Below are 17,382 nucleotides of genomic sequence, written 5' to 3' on the forward strand. Positions count from 1 at the left end.
GGCCCCCCCCCGCGGGGGGGCGGGGGGGGGGGGGGGGGGGGGGGGGGGGGGGGGGGGCGGGGGGGCGGGGGCCCCGCGGGGGCCCCCCCCCCCCCCCCCGGCGGGGCTGGATGTGGCCCGGCGGGGGTGATCGGGGGTGGGGTGGTCAGGGGGCTGTGACGAAGTCGATGAGTTCTTCTACGCGGCCCAGGAGTTCCGGCTCCAGGTCCTGGTAGGAGTGGACGCGGGACAGGATGTGCTGCCAGGCGGCGCCCGTGTTCTCCGGCCACCCCAGGGCGCGGCAGACGCCCGTCTTCCAGTCCTGGCCCCGGGGGACCACCGGCCAGGCCGGGATGCCGAGGGCGGACGGCTTCACCGCCTGCCAGACGTCGATGTACGGGTGGCCCGCGACCAGGACGTCCGGCGAGGTCACCGCGGCCGCGATGCGGGACTCCTTCGAGCCGGCGACCAGGTGGTCGACCAGCACGCCGAGGCGCGCGTCCGGCCCCGGGGCGAAGTCCGCCACGATCGCCGCGAGGTCGTCGATGCCCTCCAGGTACTCCACCACCACGCCCTCGATGCGCAGGTCGTCGCCCCAGACCCGCTCGACCAGTTCGGCGTCGTGGCGGCCCTCCACGTAGATCCGGCCCGCCCGCGCCACCCGCGCCCGTGCGCCCGGGACCGCGATCGAGCCCGAGGCCGTGCGCGCGGGGGCCGCCGGGGCCCTGGAGGGGCGCACCAGGGTCACCACGGCCCCGTCCAGCAGGAAGCCGCGCGCTTCCATCGGGAACACCCGCCGCTTGCCGAAGCGGTCCTCCAGGGTCACCGTGCCCGCCTCGCAGCCGACGACGGCCCCGCAGAAGCCCGTACCGGCCTCCTCGACCACCACGTCGAGGTCCGCGGGGACCTCGGGGACGGGGCGGGGGCGCTTCCACGCGGGGGTCAGGTCGGACGAGTACTCACGCATCCGGCCGACGCTAGGAGGCCCCACGGCCTCACGCACGCGACACGCCGTACCGCAGGGCCAGTGTGTCGCGTTGCGCACGCACGAAGGCCGCGTCGACCACCGCTCCGTGACCGGGCACGTACAGCGCGTCGTCGCCGCCCAGTGACAGCAGCCGGTCCACGGCGGCGGGCCACTGCGCGGGCACCGCGTCCGGGCCCGCCTGCGGCTCCCCGGACTCCTCGACCAGATCCCCGCAGAAGACCACCTCCCGGCCGCCCGGCACGAACACCGCGAGGTCGTGCCCGGTGTGCCCGGGTCCCACATTGGCCAGCAGCACCTGCACCGCGCCCAGCTCCAGGGTCCACTCGCCCGACACCAGATGCCCCGGGGCGACCAGCGACTCGGTCGCCGCGGCCGCCTCCGCCCGCGCCAGCCCGTGCCGCACGGCGTCCTCGCGCAGCCCGTCCCGGCCGGTGATCAGCAGCGCGTCGAGGCCCACCGCGCCGTACACCTGGGCCTCCGGGAAGGCCGCCGCGCCCAGAACGTGATCGAAATGGCCGTGCGTGAATGCGATATGCGTCACCCGGCGGCCCGTCATTCGCTCCGCCGCCACCCGCAGCCCCGCCCCCTCCGCGACGGAGGATCCGGGGTCGATGAGCAGGACCGCGTCATCGCCCACCACCAGCCCCGCGGTGCAGTCCCACACCGGCAGTCGCAGCCGGCCGGACCGCTCGGTCAGCCGTTCCCAACCCGCGTCTTCCCAACTCACGTCCATGCGGCGACGCTAGTCGAGCGGTCGCTCCCCGCGCGGTACCTTGACGGGCCGCCCTTGCTAACGCCGTACGTACCCGCCGTACACTGACCGGGGGATCTCTGGCACTCACCGACCGCGAGTGCCAGTGGCACCCGCCATGACGGCCGGTGGACAGGCTCCACACGAACAGGCATCACAGACGGAGGTGTGCGCGATGCTCAGCGAACGCAGACTCGAAGTGCTCCGCGCCATCGTCCAGGACTACGTCGGGACGGAGGAGCCGGTCGGCTCCAAGGCGCTCACCGAGCGGCACCGGCTCGGCGTCTCGCCCGCCACCGTGCGCAACGACATGGCCGTGCTGGAGGAAGAGGGCTACATCGCCCAACCCCACACCAGCGCGGGGCGCATCCCCACGGACAAGGGCTACCGCCTCTTCGTCGACAGACTGGCGGGCGTCAAACCGCTGTCGACGCCCGAGCGCAGGGCCATCCAGAACTTCCTCGACGGCGCCGTGGACCTCGACGACGTCGTCGGTCGCACGGTGCGGCTGCTGGCGCAGCTCACCCGGCAGGTCGCCGTCGTCCAGTACCCCAGCCTGACCCGCTCCACCGTCCGCCACGTCGAGCTGCTCCTGCTGGCCCCGGCCCGCCTGATGCTCGTACTGATCACGGACACGGGCCGGGTCGAGCAGCGGCTCATCGACTGCCAGACGCCCTTCGGGGAGACCTCTCTGGCCGACCTGCGGGCGCGGCTCAACAGCCGGATCGTCGGCCGCCGGTTCACCGACGTGCCGCCGCTGGTGCAGGACCTCCCGGAGTCCTTCGAGACCGAGGACCGGGCGACGGTCTCCACCGTCCTCGCCACCCTCCTCGAAACCCTCGTGGAGGAAGCCGAAGAACGGCTGATGATCGGCGGCACCGCCAATCTCACCCGCTTCGGACACGATTTTCCCCTGACGATCAGGCCGGTGCTCGAAGCGCTGGAGGAGCAGGTCGTGCTCCTCAAGCTGCTGGGCGAGGCCAGTGAGTCGGGAATGGCCGTACGGATCGGGCACGAGAACGCCTACGAGGGACTGAACTCCACGTCGGTCGTCTCGGTCGGTTACGGTTCGGGCGGCGAAGCAGTCGCCAAACTCGGCGTGGTCGGACCGACCCGCATGGACTACCCCGGAACGATGGGAGCGGTACGCGCAGTGGCACGTTACGTCGGACAGATCCTGGCGGAGTCGTAAGTGGCCACGGACTACTACGCCGTACTCGGCGTGCGCCGCGACGCTTCCCAGGACGAGATCAAGAAGGCCTTCCGGCGCCTCGCGCGTGAACTCCACCCGGATGTGAATCCGGACCCGAAGACGCAAGAGCGCTTCAAGGAGATCAACGCGGCCTACGAGGTGCTGTCGGACCCGCAGAAGAAGCAGGTCTACGACCTCGGCGGCGACCCGCTGTCCTCCTCGGGCGGCGGCGGAGCGGGCGGGTTCGGAGCCGGCGGCTTCGGCAACTTCTCGGACATCATGGACGCCTTCTTCGGGCAGGCCTCGCAGCGCGGACCGCGCTCGCGGACCCGCCGGGGCCAGGACGCCATGATCCGCCTCGACCTGGAACTCGACGAGGCGGCCTTCGGGACGACCAAGGACATCCAGGTCGACACGGCCGTCGTCTGCACCACCTGCTCCGGTGAGGGCGCCGCACCCGGCACCTCGGCGCAGACGTGTGACATGTGTCGCGGCCGCGGCGAGGTCTCGCAGGTCACCCGGTCCTTCCTGGGCCAGGTCATGACCTCGCGGCCCTGCCCGCAGTGCCAGGGCTTCGGCACCGTGGTCCCGACCCCGTGCCCCGAGTGCGCGGGCGACGGCCGGGTCCGTTCCCGCCGCACCCTGACGGTCAAGATCCCGGCCGGTGTCGAGAACGGCACCCGCATCCAGCTCGCGGGCGAGGGCGAGGTCGGCCCCGGCGGCGGCCCCGCCGGCGACCTCTACGTCGAGATCCACGAGCTGCCGCACTCGACCTTCCAGCGCCGCGGGGACGACCTGCACTGCACGGTCACGATCCCGATGACGGCGGCCTCCCTCGGCACGAAGTGCCCGCTGGAGACCCTGGACGGCCTCGAAGAGGTGGACGTCCGCCCCGGCACCCAGTCGGGCCAGTCCATCCCGCTGCACGGCCGCGGCGTCACGCACCTGCGCGGCGGCGGCCGTGGCGACCTGATCGTCCACGTCGAGGTCATGACCCCGAACAAGCTGGACGCGCAGCAGGAGGAGTTGCTGCGCCAGCTGGCGAAGCTGCGCGGCGAGGAGCGGCCCACCGGGCAGTTCCAGCCCGGGCAGCAGGGCCTCTTCAGTCGGTTGAAGGACGCCTTCAACGGGCGCTGACCGCACTGGCGAAGGACGCCCCGGGCGGGCGTCCGGCACACCGGGGAACCGGACTATGCCAGGCGAATTGCACGATTCGGTCTGGTGCGGGGGACATGGCACGATGCTCGGCATGTCCTCCGCACCGAACGGTCTTCACCAGTACCCGATCGTGCAGGCCCCGATGGCGGGCGGCGGTTCCTGCCCGCCGCTGGCCGCCGCCGTGTGCGAGGCGGGCGGGCTGGGCTACCTGGCAGGCGGCTACAAGACCGCCGACGGCATGTACCAGGAGATCAAGCGGCTGCGCGGGCTGACCCGCCGCCCTTTCGGCGTCAACCTCTTCGTACCGCAGACCACTTCGGTCGACCCCGCCGCCGTCGAGGCCTACCGCGGGCAGCTCGCCGGTGAGGCCAGCTGGTACGAGATCTCCCTCGCGCCCGAGGACACCGTCGGCACCTGCGACGACGGCTACGACGCCAAACTCGCCATCCTCCTCGAAGACCCCGTTCCGGTGGTCTCCTTCACCTTCGGCTGCCCCCCGGCCGAGGTGCTCTCGGCGCTGCGCCAGGCCGGCACCCGCACCGTGGTCACCGTGACCTCCGTCGAGGAGGCCAAGGCCGCGCAGGACGCGGGCGCCGACTGCGTCTGCGTCCAGGGCATCGAGGCGGGCGGCCACCAGGGCACGCACCGCGACGACCCGCACCTCGACGGGACGGCGGGCGTCGGCCTGCTGGCGCTGGTCGGGCTGGTGCGGGAAGCCGTCGCGCTCCCGATCGTCGCCGCGGGCGGCATCATGCGGGGCTCGCAGATCGCCGCCGTGCTGGCCGCGGGCGCGGAGGCCGCGCAGCTCGGCACCGCCTTCCTGGCCTGTCCCGAGTCGGGCGCCGACCCGGCGCACAAGAAGGCCCTGACCGACCCGCTGTTCACGCACACGGAACTCACCCGGGCCTTCTCCGGCCGACCGGCGCGCGGGCTGGTCAACCGCTTCATGCGGGAGCACGGGCCGTACGCGCCGGCCGCCTACCCCCAGGTCCACCACATCACCTCCGGCCTGCGCAAGGCCGCGGCGGCGGCCGGGGACCCGCAGGGCATGGCGCTGTGGGCGGGGCAGGGGCACCGGTTGGCCAGGCCGTTGCCCGCCGGGCAGCTGGTGGAGGTGCTGGCGGCCGAACTGGCGGAAGCGCAGCGCGTGTTGCAGATGTTGAAGATGAGGAGTGCGTCATGACCGCCCCGGTATTCGTGGTCGAAGAGGTCCCCGCGGGGCCGGAGTTCGTCCTGGACGGTTCCGAGGGCCGCCACGCGGTGTCCGTGAAGCGGCTGAACCCCGGCGAGGCGGTGGTCCTCGCGGACGGCCGCGGGCGGTGGGCCGAAGCCGTGGTCAAGGCGGCGGAGGGCAAGGACCGGCTGGTGGTGTCGGTCGAATCGGTCCATGAGGAGCCGGAGCCGGCGGTACGGATCACTGTGGTCCAGGCGCTGCCGAAGGGGGACCGGGGCGAGCTGGCCGTCGAGACGATGACCGAGACCGGGGTCGACGCGGTGGTGCCGTGGCAGGCCTCGCGGTGCATCACGCAGTGGCGCGGGGAGCGGGGGGCGAAGGCGCTGGGGAAGTGGCGGGCGACCGCGCGGGAGGCCGGCAAGCAGTCCCGCCGGGTCCGGTTCCCCGAGGTCGCCGAGGCGATGTCCACGAAGCAGGTCGCCGCGCTGCTGGCCGGGGCGGACCTGGCGGTGGTCCTGCACGAGGACCGCGACGCGGCGTCGCTGGCGCTGGCCACGGCGGAGCTTCCGGTGGCGGGGGCGATCGTGGTCGTCGTCGGGCCCGAGGGCGGGGTCTCGCCGGAGGAGTTGGCCGTGTTCGAGGAGGCGGGGGCGAAGCCGTACCGGTTGGGGCGGTCCGTCCTGCGGACCTCCACCGCCGGTACCGCCGCGGCGGCCGTCCTCCTGGCCCGCACGGGCCGCTGGTCGTAGCCGGGCGGCTGCGCCGGGCGGGCCGGTGGGCGGGTTCAGCCCTGCCGGCCTTCGGGGCGCCGCCGGAGGCCGAGGTGCCGCCCGCCGTCGGCGTGCGTGCCTCCGGCGGGCCCTCAATCGCCGGGCGGGCTTGATGTGGCGGGGCCGGTGGGCAAGGTTCAGCCCCGCCGGCGTTTGAGGCGCCGCCGGAGGCGGTTCGGCGGGAGTCGTCCCGGCGCCGCGGTTCGGATCGCGCACCGGAACCCGGTGGCGGGGTTCGTTACGATGCGGGGAGTCGATCACTGCTACGGAGGCGCCGCACATGGCCGGGGAACCTCAGGCTGACTGCCTGTTCTGCAAGATCGTCAAGGGTGAGATCCCCTCGACCGTCGTCCACGAGACCGAGACGACCCTCGCCTTCCGGGACATAAGCCCCAAGGCGCCGACGCACGTCCTCGTCATCCCCAAGGTCCACTACCCGGACGCCGCCTCCCTCGCCGCCGCCGAACCCGCCGTCGCGGGCGACGTGCTGCGCGCCGCCGGAGAGATCGCGGCGCAGGAGAAGGTCGACGGCTCCGGCTACCGGATCGTCTTCAACACCGGCGCGGGCGCCGGCCAGACCGTCTTCCACGCGCACGCCCACGTGCTCGGTGGCCGCGGCCTGGAATGGCCCCCGGGATAGCCGTGTCCGTACGCGAGTTCGTGGTGCTGGGCACCGCCAGCCAGGTGCCCACGCGCCACCGCAACCACAACGGCTACCTCCTGCGCTGGGACGGCGAGGGCATCCTCTTCGACCCGGGCGAGGGCACGCAGCGCCAGATGCTGCGGGCCGGAGTCGCCGCGCACGACATCAACCGGATCTGCGTCACCCACTTCCACGGTGACCACAGCCTCGGCCTCGCCGGGGTGATCCAGCGGATCAACCTCGACCAGGTCCCGCACCCCGTCACCGCGCACTACCCCGCCTCCGGCCAGAAGTTCTTCGACCGGCTGCGCTACGCCACCGCCTACCGGGAGACGGTCGCGCTCGCCGAAGCCCCCGTCACCGCCGACGGGGTGCTGGCGAGCGGGGCGACGTACACCCTGGAGGCCCGGCTGCTCTCGCACCCCGTGGAGTCCTTCGGGTACCGGATCACCGAGCCCGACGGGCGCCGCATGGTGCCCGAACTGCTCGCCCGCCACGGGATCGAGGGCCCCGACGTCGGTCGGCTCCGGCGCGACGGCGAGCTGAACGGCGTCACCCTCGACGACGTCAGCGAGCACAAGCCGGGCCAGCGCTTCGCGTTCGTCATGGACACCCGGCTCTGCCCCGGCGTCGACGCCCTCGCCGAGGGCTGCGACATGCTGGTCATCGAGTCCACGTTCCTCGACGCGGACGAGCGCCTCGCCACCGACCACGGACACCTGACGGCCGCCCAGGCCGCCCGGGTCGCCCGCGCGGCCGGGGTCCGCCACCTCGTGCTGACCCACTTCTCGCAGCGCTACACGGACCCGGCCGACTTCGAACGCGAGGCCCGCGCCGCCGGGTTCGAGGGCGAGCTGACCATCGCGGCCGACCTCGCCCGGGTCCCGCTGCCCAAGCGCGGGTAGCGGGCCGCCGGGGACCGCAGCAGCACCCGCAGCGGCGTGCGCCCCGGCAACGGCCGTACGGTCACGTCGACGACCGTCAACTCCGGCGCGCCCACACGCGGCAGCCGCCCGGAGAGCGCCGCCCCGGCCCCCGCCGCCAGGACCGCGGCCGGGGCCCCGCCCCGGCGCCGTACCGAACCCGGCACCAGCGGGCGGCCCCCCGCGTGCAGGGCGACGGCGGTCAACGGCACGGCCACCGCCAGCAGCAGCCCGCCCAGCGCCAGCCCCATCCCCGGGAACCCCGCCCGCTCGGCCAGCAGACTGCCCGTGACCGGGCCGCACGCCACCCCGAGGGAGGACGCGGAGCCCGCCAGCACCGCCCAGCGGCCGCGCGGATCCAGCGCCGCGGCGAGACCGATGGCGTACGAGAGGACCACCGGGTAGAGCGCGTTCCACAGGATCTCGCCCGCGGCGAAGGAGCCCAGGTCCCGCGCGGCGGAGGACGCGGCCACGCAGAGCGCGATCAGGGCCGTGCCCGCCCCGATCGGCACCGCCCGGCCGAGCCGCGCGCCCAGCGCGGAGGCGGCGGTGACCCCGAGCAGCCCGGCGCCGAGCGCGGCCGCGAAGACCATGCCCAGCGTCACCTCGGACAGGCCCGCCTGCTGGGATCCGATCCGGCCGCTGACCCCCCACAGCGCGTTCTGGGCCAGCGACCACAGCATCAGCGCCCCGGCCAGCACCGACCCGGCCCGCGGGTTCGGCAGCCGCGAGGCGGAGCCCCCTACGACGCCCCGCCCCCCGGCGCCCCGCCCACCGCCGCCCGGCGGCCCGGCGAGGCGCCCGGTGGCGGGCCAGGCCAGGGCCGCGACCAGCGCGATCGCGGCGAAGGGCAGCCCGTGGCCGCCGCCGAGCCGGGGCAGGGTCAGGTACAGCGCCCCCGCGGTCGCCGACACCGACAGCAGCCCCACGGCCGACGTGCGGTGCGGATCCCGCTGGCCGGCGATCCCGGCGGCGGCGACGGCGGTGGCCGTACCGGAACCGAAGCCGCCGACCACGGCCCCCACCACGACCAGCGGCACCAGGGAGGTGGCGGCGGCCGCGGCGTAGCCCGCGACGGCGAGCAGCAGCCCGAGCCGGGCGAGCGGGCGCGGCCCGTGGCGCGGGATGCGCGAGGCGAGGGCGAAACCGGCGGTGGCGGAGCCGAGCAGCAGCACCGAGCCGATGAGCCCGGCCTGGGCGGAGCTGAGCGGGAGGTGCGCGTCGAGCCGTCCGACCACCGTGGGCAGCAGGTACGGGGCGACGTAGCCGGCGGTGAAGAGGGCGACGAGGGGCCAGGAGGCGGGGTGCTCCGGAGCGTGGTCGGACACGGTGGATCCAGGTGGCGCGCGGGTGGTTCGAGGCACCGCGTGAGAAGCGGGGGCCAATATCTATCAAGCGACCGGAGTTGGGGAGAAGAGCGATCCGGTGGTGATCTGGGACACACTGGGGTTTGCGCCGGTCCCGGGAGGGCAGGGCTGGCAGCCTTCCGGACCCTCCACGCCGCGTACGAAACGGGGAACACGCCGTGACCAGTCGCAACAGCCGCCAGAACGGGAACAGAGCCACCGGCGAGCAGGTGGACCCGCTCGGTCCGATCCGCTCGCCCCGCGATCCGGACTGCGACGTCTTCCTGACCGGCACGGTCTTCCTCGACATCATCTTCACCGGCCTCGACTCGGCCCCGGTGCGCGGCACCGAGTCCTGGGCCCGCGGCATGGGTTCCAGCCCCGGCGGAGTCGCCAACATGGCGACCGCGCTGGCCCGGCTCGGGCTGCACACCTCGCTCGCCGCGGCCTTCGGCGACGACCACTACGGCGAGTACTGCTGGGACGCCCTGGAGCAGGGCGAGGGCATCGACTTGGCGATGTCGCGCCGGATTTCCGGCTGGCATTCGCCCGTCACCGTCTCGATGGCCTACGAGGGCGAGCGCACGATGGTCTCCCACGGCCACGAGGCGCCCCCCGGAGCCGCTTCCGACCCCATCCCGGACTGTCCGCCCCGGGCCAGGGCCGCGGTCGCCTCACTGGCCCCCGGGCGCCGCGAGGAGTGGGTCGCCGCGGCCGCGCGCCGCGGGGCCCGGGTCTTCGCGGACGTCGGCTGGGACGAGAGCGGGCGCTGGGACCTGGACGCGCTGGGCGACCTGGACCACTGCGAGGCCTTCCTGCCGAACGCCGCGGAGGCGGTGCGGTACACGGGGACGGACTGCCCGCGCGCGGCGGCCCGGGCCCTGGCCGAGCGGGTGCCGATCGCGGTGGTCACGATGGGCGCGCAGGGCTCGTACGCGGTGGACGGCCGGACCGGGGAGAGCGCCGAGGTCCCGGCGATCGAGGTGGAGGCCCTGGACCCCACGGGCGCGGGCGACGTGTACGTGGCGGGCTTCGTCACCGGCACCCTCGCGGGCTGGCCGCTCGCGGACCGGCTCGCCTTCGCCGGCCTGACCGCGGCCCTGTCCGTGCAGGAGTTCGGCGGCTCGCTGTCCGCCCCCGGCTGGCCGGAGGTGGCCCACTGGTGGCACGCCCTGCGGGCCCGGCCCGGCGGGGTCCCCGAGGGGCTGCGGCACTACGGGTTCCTGGAGGACCTGGTGCCCGGGGACGCCGCCGCGGCGGCCGAGGAGGCGCGCCGGGCCGTCCGGCGCCGTGCGGTGCCCACGATCGGCTTCCGCCACTCCGCGTAGGCCGCGGCTCGTGACCTGCCGCGGGAGCTCGGGAAATCCCTTCGGGCATCCGGGTGCGGAGTCGTACGCTTGGTAATCCAGAGGGTCGTCGATCGGCGAGACCCCTCGACGGGAGGTATGTGCAGGCCTCAGAGCCGGCCCATGACTCAGACACCGACAGCCCGCACCCCCGCAGTGCCGGGGCAGGCGCGAGCCCACTTCACCGTCCCGGCCAAGCACCCGATGGTGACGGTGCTCGGATCGGGAGACGCCCTCTTGCGCGTGATCGAGCGGGCGTTCCCCGCCACCGACATCCATGTGCGGGGCAACCAGGTAAGCGCGGTCGGGGAAGCGGCGGAAGTCGCCCTCGTCCAGCGCCTCTTCGACGAGATGATGCTGGTGCTCCGCACCGGACAGCCGATGACGGAGGACGCAGTGGAACGGTCGATCGCGATGCTCCGCGCCAATGGCACGGGCGACGGCAGCCGGGGCGGCGAGGAGACCCCGGCCGAGGTGCTCACCCAGAACATCCTCTCCAGCCGCGGCCGCACCATCCGCCCCAAGACCCTCAACCAGAAGCGGTACGTCGACGCGATCGACAAGAACACGATCGTCTTCGGCATCGGCCCCGCCGGTACCGGCAAGACCTACCTGGCGATGGCCAAGGCGGTCCAGGCCCTGCAGTCCAAGCAGGTCAACCGGATCATCCTGACCCGCCCCGCGGTCGAGGCGGGCGAGCGCCTCGGCTTCCTGCCGGGCAGCCTCTTCGACAAGATCGACCCGTACCTGCGCCCGCTCTACGACGCGCTGCACGACATGATCGACCCCGATTCGATCCCGCGCCTGATGGCGGCGGGCACCATCGAGGTGGCGCCCCTGGCCTATATGCGGGGTAGGGCTCAGCCGGTGTTCACCAAGGTGTTGACGCCGGACGGCTGGCGCCGCATGGGCGACCTGCGGGTGGGTGACCTCGTCGTCGGGTCCAACGGCGAGCCGACGCCGGTCCTCGGGGTCTACCCGCAGGGCGAGAAGGACATCTACCGCGTGACCGCACAGGACGGCTCCTGGACCCTGTGCTGCGGCGAGCACCTCTGGACGGTCCGTACGGCGTCGGACAGGCGGCGCGACAAGCCGTGGCGGGTCCTGGAGACGAAGGAGATGATCGGCAACCTCCGCGCGGCGCACGCCCGCCGCTATGAGCTGCCGACGCTGACCGCTCCCGTCGCCTTCCCCGCCCGGACGGTTCCCATGGACCCGTACGCCCTGGGACTCCTGCTCGGGGACGGATGCGTCACTGGCTCCACCACCCCGTCGTTCTCCACCGAGGACGAAGAGCTCGTCCGCGCGCTGGAGGACGCGCTCCCAGGTGTCGTGGCCCGGCACAAGCGCGGCCCCGACTACGTCCTGAACAGGGTGAAGTCGCCCGGCGACGTGGTCACCCTGGCGAATCCCGTCACTCAGGTGATGCGGGAACTGGATCTCCTGGGCAGTCGTTCCCACTCCAAGTTCGTGCCGGACGACTACCTCTTCAACACGGCCGAGGTCCGTCTCGCGGTGCTCCAAGGGCTGCTCGACTCCGACGGGGGACCGGTCACCCAACGGGACCGGACCTGCCGGATCCAGTACTCCACCTCGTCGATCATCCTGCGCGACGACGTGATCGCCCTCGTCCAGTCCCTCGGCGGTGTGGCGTACACCCGGCGCCGCAGGGCCGAGGGCAGGGCACAGGGGAGCGCGCTGGGCATCCACCGCTTCGACTCGCACGTCGTCGAGATCCGTCTCCCCGACGACGTCGAGCCCTTCCGCCTCGCCCGGAAGCGGGACACCTACCGCGCGGCTGGTGGCGGTGGGCGCCCGATGCGTTTCATCGACTCCATCGAGCCGGCGGGCCGTGAGGAGGCGGTGTGCATCCAGGTGGCCGCCGAGGACTCGCTGTACGTCACCCAGGACTACTTGCTGACGCACAACACCCTCAATGAGGCATTCGTCGTGCTCGACGAGGCGCAGAACACCACGCCCGAGCAGATGAAGATGTTCCTCACCCGGCTCGGGTTCGACTCGAAGATCGTGGTCACCGGTGACGTGACCCAGGTCGACCTCCCGGGCGGGACCAAGAGCGGTCTGCGTCAGGTCCAGGAGATCCTCGAAGGGGTCCCCGACATCCACTTCTCGCGGCTCACCTCCGAGGATGTCGTCCGGCACAAGCTCGTCGGCCGTATCGTCGACGCGTACGAGCAGTACGACAGCCACAACGGGAAGTAGTCCAGAAGCACCATGTCGATCGACGTCAACAACGAGTCCGGAACCGATGTCGACGAGCAGGCGATCCTCGACATCGCCCGCTACGCGCTCACCCGGATGAGGATCCACCCGCTGTCCGAGCTGTCCGTCATCGTGGTCGACGAGGCCGCGATGGAGCAGCTGCACATCCAGTGGATGGACCTGCCCGGACCCACCGACGTCATGTCCTTCCCGATGGACGAACTGCGTCCGCCGTCGAAGGACGACGAGGAGCCCCCGCAGGGGCTCCTCGGTGACATCGTGCTCTGCCCCGAGGTCGCCAAGAGGCAGGGCGAGGACGCCCCGACGCAGCACTCCATGGACGAGGAGCTCCAGCTCCTCACCGTCCACGGGGTGCTGCACCTGCTCGGCTACGACCACGAGGAGCCCGACGAGAAGGTCGAGATGTTCGGCCTGCAGGCGGCCATCGTGGACGGCTGGCGCGGCGAGCGCGGGATGACCGGGGCCTCTCCCGCTCCCACCGTCTCGTGACCGCCCCCCAGCTGATCACCGGGGCGGTCCTGCTGGTCGTGGTGGCCTGGTTCGCGGCCTGCGCCGAATCCGGGATCGCCCGCATGTCCAGCTTCCGCGCCGAGCAGGCCGTGCGCGAGGGGCGGCGCGGCAGCGCCAAGCTCGCCCAGGTCGTCGCCGACCCGACCCGCTACCTCAACGTGGCCCTGCTGGTGCGGGTGACCTGCGAGATGGCGGCGGGCGTCCTCGTCACCTACGTGTGCCTCGACGCCCTCGGAGACAACTGGCGGGCGCTGCTCACGGCCATCGCCGTGATGGTGCTGGTCTCCTTCGTCGCGGTGGGCGTCTCCCCCCGTACGATCGGCCGCCAGCACCCGCTGAACACGGCGACCGCGGCGGCGTACGTCCTGGTCCCGCTGGCCAGGGTGATGGGCCCGATCCCGCAGCTGCTGATCCTCATCGGCAACGCGCTGACCCCCGGGAAGGGCTTCCGCAAGGGGCCGTTCGCCTCCGAGGCCGAGCTGCGCGCGATGGTCGACCTGGCGGAGAAGGAATCGCTGATCGAGGACGACGAGCGCCGCATGGTGCACCAGGTCTTCGAGCTCGGCGACACGCTGGTGCGCGAGGTGATGGTGCCGCGCACCGACCTGATCTGCATCGAGCGGTACAAGACGATCCGTCAGGCGACCACGCTCGCACTGCGGTCGGGCTTCTCGCGCATCCCGGTCACCGGGGAGAACGAGGACGACATCGTCGGGATCGTCTACCTCAAGGACCTGGTCCGCAAGACGCACGTCAGCCGCGAGGCGGAGTCCGAACTCGTCACCACCGCCATACGCCCGGCAGTCTTCGTGCCCGACACGAAGAACGCGGGCGACCTGCTGCGCGAGATGCAGCAGGTCCGCAACCACGTCGCCGTCGTCATCGACGAGTACGGCGGCACGGCCGGGATCGTCACCATCGAGGACATCCTGGAGGAGATCGTCGGCGAGATCACCGACGAGTACGACCGCGAACTGCCGCCCGTCGAGGAGCTCGGCGGCGACCGCTACCGGGTGACGGCCCGTCTCGACATCACCGACCTCGGCGAGCTGTTCGGGGTGGAGGACTTCGACGACGAGGACGTGGAGACGGTCGGCGGACTGCTCGCCAAGGCGCTCGGCCGGGTGCCGATCGCGGGGGCTTCCGCGCTCCAGGACCTGCCCGACGGCCGCTCGTTGAGGCTGACCGCCGAATCGCCGGCGGGCCGCCGGAACAAGATCGTCACCGTGCTGGTCGAGCCGGTCGAACCGGCGCCGGCCGTCGAGGGGGAGAGCGCATGACGCCCGCCGAGCTGCGCGCCTTCTGCCTCGGATTCAACGCCGTGGTCGAGGAGTTCCCGTTCAATCCGGAGACCTCGGTCTTCAAGGTGCTGGGGAAGATGTTCGCGCTCTCGGCGCTCGACGGGACCCCGCTCACGGTCAATCTCAAGTGCGAACCGGAAGCCGCGGTGCGGTTGCGCGCCGAGCACGAGGCGGTCGCCCCGGGCTGGCACATGAACAAGCGGCACTGGAACACGGTGACCGTGGGCGGGCTCCCGGACGCGATGGTCAAGGAGCTGGTCGAGGACTCGTACGACCTGGTGGTGGCGGGGCTGCCGCGGGCGGAGCGGCTGCGGCTCGACCGGCCCTGAGGCGGCAGCGGGGGACGGGCGCGGGCCGCTGGGCGGAACGGGCTGGGAGCAAGGTCACAATTTTGCATGACCTTCGGATCATCGGAATTGCTTACTTTACGCTTAGGTTTGCTTCCGCCAAGCAAGATCCGTTCCTGGAGTCCTCGTGCAGCGCCGTACCCGTTTCGCCGCGACCGCCCTCGCGGCCGCCTCCCTGCTCCTCGTCGCCGCGTGCCAGGGCGGCGAGAAGGCCGGTGAGGAGGGCGGCTCGGCCGCGTCCGGAGCGCCCGCCAAGGGGGGCGCGCTGACGGCCGACCAGGCCCAGAGCGTGCTGCTGACGGTGGCGGACCTCTCCAGCGGGTGGAAGCTCGACGAGAACACCGTCATCGACAACGGCGACGCCAAGAGCCGCGAGTTCGGCGCCGCCAAGCCGGAGAGCTGCAAGGCCGTCGTCGACCTGGTCAACACCGGCCGGCTGCTGACCGACTACAAGATGAGCCGCCAGGCCGTCTTCAGCGACGCCTCCGGCAGCAGCCTGATGCTCCAGGACGTCAGCGGCTACGAGAACGCGGCCGACGCCGAGCGCGCCGTGACCGCACTGGCCGCGACGGTCAAGGCCTGCGGGTCCTTCGAGGCCACCTACGAGGGTAAGGCCGCCCTCGCCAAGGCCGAGGTCTTCGACATCCCGGCCCTCGGCGAGCAGTCCACCGGCCTGCGCGTGCAGTTCAAGAACGAGGAGCACGTCGTGGACCAGGACATCGCGGTGATCCGGGTCGGCGCGGTGATCAGCACCGTCCACAACAACTGGGGCGAGGGGCAGCGCGGGGAGAAGGACTTCGACCGCGCCATCCACAAGGTGGAGACCTCGCTGAAGGCCACCAAGCCGACTGCCTGACGCGGCACCGGTCGCAACCCTGAGCCGGGGGGCCAGGGGGGGTATGGAGGGGAGAGCGCCTCGGCGGGGCCGTTGTACGGCCGCGCCGAGGCGCTCCTATGCTTTCCGGCATGACGGACAGCGATCACGACAACGGCGGCGCCGCGCTCGGCCCCGAGGACAGCAAGATCATCACGCTGGCGCGCAGCGCCCGGGCCCGCAACGCGGTGCCCGAGGGGGCGGCGGTGCGGGACGAGACGGGCCGTACGTACGTCGCCGGGACCGTGGAGCTGGAATCGCTCAAGCTCAGTGCGCTGCGCACGGCCGTCGCGATGGCCGTGGCCAGCGGCGCCCAGTCCCTGGAGGCCGCGGCCGTGGTCAGCGCGGCCGACGGCGTGACCGAGGCCGACCGGGCCGCCGTCCGCGACCTCGGCGGCGCGGCCACCCCCGTCCTGCTGGCGGCCCCGGACGGCACCCTGAAGTCCACGATCACGGCCGGCTGAACGAGGTACGCGCCTACTCAGGCGCCGGCCGCGAGCGGGGTCGGAGCCGGCGCGAGCGGGTCGCGGCGGCGCCGGATCACCATCGCCATCAGCGCGGCCACCGCGCACAGCGCCCCCGAGGCGTACCAGACCGGGTCGTACGAGCCGAAGGCGTCCCGCGCCAGGCCGCCCAGGAAGGCCACCAGCGCCGCACCCACCTGGTGCGAGGCCAGCACCCAGCCGAAGACGATCGCGCTGTCCTCGCCGTACTGCTCCCGGCACAGGGCGATCGTCGGCGGGACGGTCGCGACCCAGTCCAGGCCGTAGAAGACGATGAAGAACACCATCGGCGGGTGCACCGAGGGTGCCAGCAGCATCGGCAGGAAGAGCAGCGAGACCCCGCGCAGCGCGTAGTAGACCGCCAGCAGTCGGCGCGGCTCGAAGCGGTCGGTGAACCAGCCGGAGGCCACCGTGCCGATCACGTCGAAGACGCCGATCACCGCCAGCAGTCCGGCCGCCGCCGTCACCGGCATCCCGTGGTCGTGCGCGGCGGGCACGAAGTGCGTCTTGACCAGGCCGTTGGTGGAGGCGCCGCAGATCGCGAAGGTCCCGGCGAGCAGCCAGAAGGGGCCGGTGCGGGCCGCCTTGAAGAGGACGGTGAGCGTGCGCCGGGCGGCGCCCGGGACCGGAGCGGGCTTGGGGGCGTACTCCCCGCCGTACGGGGCGAGCCCCACGTCCGCCGGGTGGTCGCGCAGCAGCAGCCAGACGAACGGTACGACGGCCAGCGCGGCGAGTGCGACGGTGACCGCCGCCGGGCGCCAGCCGTGGTGCTCCACCAGCCAGGCCAGCAGCGGCAGGAAGACCAGCTGGCCGGAGGCGCCGGCCGCGGTCAGGATGCCGGTGACCAGGCCGCGCCGGGCGGTGAACCAGCGGTTGGTCACCGTCGCCGCGAAGGCGAGCGCCATCGAACCGCTGCCCAACCCCACGAGCACGCCCCAGAAGAGCACCAGCTGCCAGGACTCGGTCATCCACACGGTGGCCGCCGTGCCGCCGGATATCACCAGCAGCGCGACGACCACGATCCGGCGGATGCCGTAGCGGTCCATCAGGGACGCGGCGAAGGGCGCGGTCAGCCCGTACAGGGCGAGGTTGACCGAGACGGCGAAGCCGATCGTCCCGCGCGACCAGTCGAACTCCTTGTGCAGCGGGTCGAGCAGCAGACCGGGCAGGGAGGCGAAGGCCGCGGCCCCGATGATCGTCACGAAGGTGACGGCGGCGACGGACCAGGCGCGGTGGATCCGCCCGGCGGGGCGCGGGGCCGGAGCCGGGGCGGCGGAGTCGGGCGGGGTGTTGCCGGGGAGGGGCGCTGTCTGGGTCACAGGAACAGCTTCCG

The 17,382-nt window shown here is 72.9% G+C and carries 17 protein-coding genes; 13 read left to right on the forward strand and 4 right to left on the reverse strand.

Annotated features, from left to right (window positions below; translation table 11 throughout):
* Nucleotides 1-145: 145 nt before the first annotated feature.
* On the reverse strand, nt 146-946 hold the full coding sequence (locus ACIBEA_RS34555; protein ID WP_399267138.1) for a DUF3097 domain-containing protein: 801 nt from the start codon (nt 944-946) through the stop codon (nt 146-148).
* Nucleotides 947-974: 28 nt separating this feature from the next.
* Nucleotides 975-1,700 (reverse strand): MBL fold metallo-hydrolase, encoded by a 726-nt coding sequence (locus ACIBEA_RS34560; RefSeq protein WP_399267139.1) that lies wholly within the window; start codon nt 1,698-1,700, stop codon nt 975-977.
* A gap of 193 nt (nt 1,701-1,893) precedes the next feature.
* Here ACIBEA_RS34560 and hrcA point away from each other — a divergent pair, with 193 nt between their 5' ends.
* From hrcA to ACIBEA_RS34590, 6 genes are all read left to right on the forward strand, one after another.
* Entirely contained in the window at nt 1,894-2,910 is a 1,017-nt protein-coding gene (gene hrcA / locus ACIBEA_RS34565; RefSeq protein ID WP_399267140.1) for a heat-inducible transcriptional repressor HrcA, read from the forward strand.
* On the forward strand, nt 2,911-4,047 hold the full coding sequence (gene dnaJ, locus ACIBEA_RS34570; RefSeq protein WP_399267141.1) for a molecular chaperone DnaJ: 1,137 nt from the start codon (nt 2,911-2,913) through the stop codon (nt 4,045-4,047).
* Nucleotides 4,048-4,159: 112 nt separating this feature from the next.
* The gene (locus tag ACIBEA_RS34575; RefSeq protein WP_399267142.1) at nt 4,160-5,251 is read left to right on the forward strand and encodes a nitronate monooxygenase; all 1,092 of its coding nucleotides are present in this window, start codon (nt 4,160-4,162) and stop codon (nt 5,249-5,251) included.
* Nucleotides 5,248-5,991: a 16S rRNA (uracil(1498)-N(3))-methyltransferase gene (locus ACIBEA_RS34580; RefSeq protein WP_399267143.1), complete on the forward strand. Its 744-nt coding sequence runs from the start codon at nt 5,248-5,250 to the stop codon at nt 5,989-5,991. The genes ACIBEA_RS34575 and ACIBEA_RS34580 overlap by 4 nt, the downstream gene beginning before the upstream one ends.
* A 301-nt stretch (nt 5,992-6,292) precedes the next feature.
* Nucleotides 6,293-6,652: a histidine triad nucleotide-binding protein gene (locus ACIBEA_RS34585; RefSeq protein ID WP_399267144.1), complete on the forward strand. Its 360-nt coding sequence runs from the start codon at nt 6,293-6,295 to the stop codon at nt 6,650-6,652.
* Between the two features lie 2 nt (nt 6,653-6,654).
* The gene (locus tag ACIBEA_RS34590) at nt 6,655-7,560 is read left to right on the forward strand and encodes a ribonuclease Z (RefSeq protein WP_399267145.1); all 906 of its coding nucleotides are present in this window, start codon (nt 6,655-6,657) and stop codon (nt 7,558-7,560) included.
* Here the strand turns inward: ACIBEA_RS34590 and ACIBEA_RS34595 are convergent.
* Nucleotides 7,452-8,906, reverse strand: a complete 1,455-nt coding sequence (locus tag ACIBEA_RS34595) for an MFS transporter (RefSeq protein WP_399267146.1) — start codon at nt 8,904-8,906, stop codon at nt 7,452-7,454. The two genes, ACIBEA_RS34590 and ACIBEA_RS34595, sit on opposite strands and share 109 nt — an antisense overlap.
* Before the next feature lie 197 nt (nt 8,907-9,103).
* Here ACIBEA_RS34595 and ACIBEA_RS34600 point away from each other — a divergent pair, with 197 nt between their 5' ends.
* The 7 genes from ACIBEA_RS34600 to ACIBEA_RS34630 all read left to right on the forward strand — a co-directional run bounded on the left by ACIBEA_RS34600 (nt 9,104) and on the right by ACIBEA_RS34630 (nt 16,010).
* The gene (locus ACIBEA_RS34600) at nt 9,104-10,252 is read left to right on the forward strand and encodes a PfkB family carbohydrate kinase (protein WP_399267147.1); all 1,149 of its coding nucleotides are present in this window, start codon (nt 9,104-9,106) and stop codon (nt 10,250-10,252) included.
* A gap of 141 nt (nt 10,253-10,393) precedes the next feature.
* Nucleotides 10,394-12,493 carry a PhoH family protein gene (locus ACIBEA_RS34605; RefSeq protein WP_399267148.1) on the forward strand — a complete coding sequence of 700 codons (2,100 nt, stop codon included), beginning with the start codon at nt 10,394-10,396 and terminating at the stop codon, nt 12,491-12,493.
* A gap of 12 nt (nt 12,494-12,505) precedes the next feature.
* Entirely contained in the window at nt 12,506-13,003 is a 498-nt protein-coding gene (gene ybeY, locus ACIBEA_RS34610) for an rRNA maturation RNase YbeY (RefSeq protein WP_399267149.1), read from the forward strand.
* Nucleotides 13,000-14,304, forward strand: a complete 1,305-nt coding sequence (locus tag ACIBEA_RS34615; RefSeq protein ID WP_399267150.1) for a hemolysin family protein — start codon at nt 13,000-13,002, stop codon at nt 14,302-14,304. Before ybeY ends, ACIBEA_RS34615 begins: the two co-directional genes overlap by 4 nt.
* Nucleotides 14,301-14,654 (forward strand): MmcQ/YjbR family DNA-binding protein, encoded by a 354-nt coding sequence (locus tag ACIBEA_RS34620; RefSeq protein WP_399267151.1) that lies wholly within the window; start codon nt 14,301-14,303, stop codon nt 14,652-14,654. Before ACIBEA_RS34615 ends, ACIBEA_RS34620 begins: the two co-directional genes overlap by 4 nt.
* Nucleotides 14,655-14,799: 145 nt before the next feature.
* The gene (locus ACIBEA_RS34625) at nt 14,800-15,528 is read left to right on the forward strand and encodes a hypothetical protein (protein ID WP_399267152.1); all 729 of its coding nucleotides are present in this window, start codon (nt 14,800-14,802) and stop codon (nt 15,526-15,528) included.
* A 110-nt stretch (nt 15,529-15,638) separates the two neighbouring features.
* Entirely contained in the window at nt 15,639-16,010 is a 372-nt protein-coding gene (locus tag ACIBEA_RS34630; protein ID WP_399267153.1) for a cytidine deaminase, read from the forward strand.
* Nucleotides 16,011-16,027: 17 nt separating this feature from the next.
* Here the strand turns inward: ACIBEA_RS34630 and ACIBEA_RS34635 are convergent, their stop codons facing one another.
* Nucleotides 16,028-17,368, reverse strand: coding sequence for an MFS transporter (locus ACIBEA_RS34635; RefSeq protein ID WP_399267154.1), 1,341 nt, complete (start codon nt 17,366-17,368; stop codon nt 16,028-16,030).
* Nucleotides 17,369-17,382 lie beyond the last annotated feature (14 nt).

Source organism: Streptomyces sp. NPDC051555, assembly GCF_044454405.1.
Taxonomy (GTDB): domain Bacteria; phylum Actinomycetota; class Actinomycetes; order Streptomycetales; family Streptomycetaceae; genus Streptomyces.

What these genes read in the sequence shown, in the direction of transcription:
- ACIBEA_RS34555 (WP_399267138.1), bottom strand. Translation starts at nt 946, where the DNA reads ATGCGTGAGTACTCGTCCGACCTGACCCCCGCGTGGAAGCGCCCCCGC.
- ACIBEA_RS34560 (WP_399267139.1), bottom strand. Translation starts at nt 1,700, where the DNA reads ATGGACGTGAGTTGGGAAGACGCGGGTTGGGAACGGCTGACCGAGCGG.
- hrcA (WP_399267140.1), top strand. Translation starts at nt 1,894, where the DNA reads ATGCTCAGCGAACGCAGACTCGAAGTGCTCCGCGCCATCGTCCAGGAC.
- ACIBEA_RS34575 (WP_399267142.1), top strand. Translation starts at nt 4,160, where the DNA reads ATGTCCTCCGCACCGAACGGTCTTCACCAGTACCCGATCGTGCAGGCC.
- ACIBEA_RS34580 (WP_399267143.1), top strand. Translation starts at nt 5,248, where the DNA reads ATGACCGCCCCGGTATTCGTGGTCGAAGAGGTCCCCGCGGGGCCGGAG.
- ACIBEA_RS34585 (WP_399267144.1), top strand. Translation starts at nt 6,293, where the DNA reads ATGGCCGGGGAACCTCAGGCTGACTGCCTGTTCTGCAAGATCGTCAAG.
- ACIBEA_RS34605 (WP_399267148.1), top strand. Translation starts at nt 10,394, where the DNA reads ATGACTCAGACACCGACAGCCCGCACCCCCGCAGTGCCGGGGCAGGCG.
- ybeY (WP_399267149.1), top strand. Translation starts at nt 12,506, where the DNA reads ATGTCGATCGACGTCAACAACGAGTCCGGAACCGATGTCGACGAGCAG.
- ACIBEA_RS34620 (WP_399267151.1), top strand. Translation starts at nt 14,301, where the DNA reads ATGACGCCCGCCGAGCTGCGCGCCTTCTGCCTCGGATTCAACGCCGTG.
- ACIBEA_RS34630 (WP_399267153.1), top strand. Translation starts at nt 15,639, where the DNA reads ATGACGGACAGCGATCACGACAACGGCGGCGCCGCGCTCGGCCCCGAG.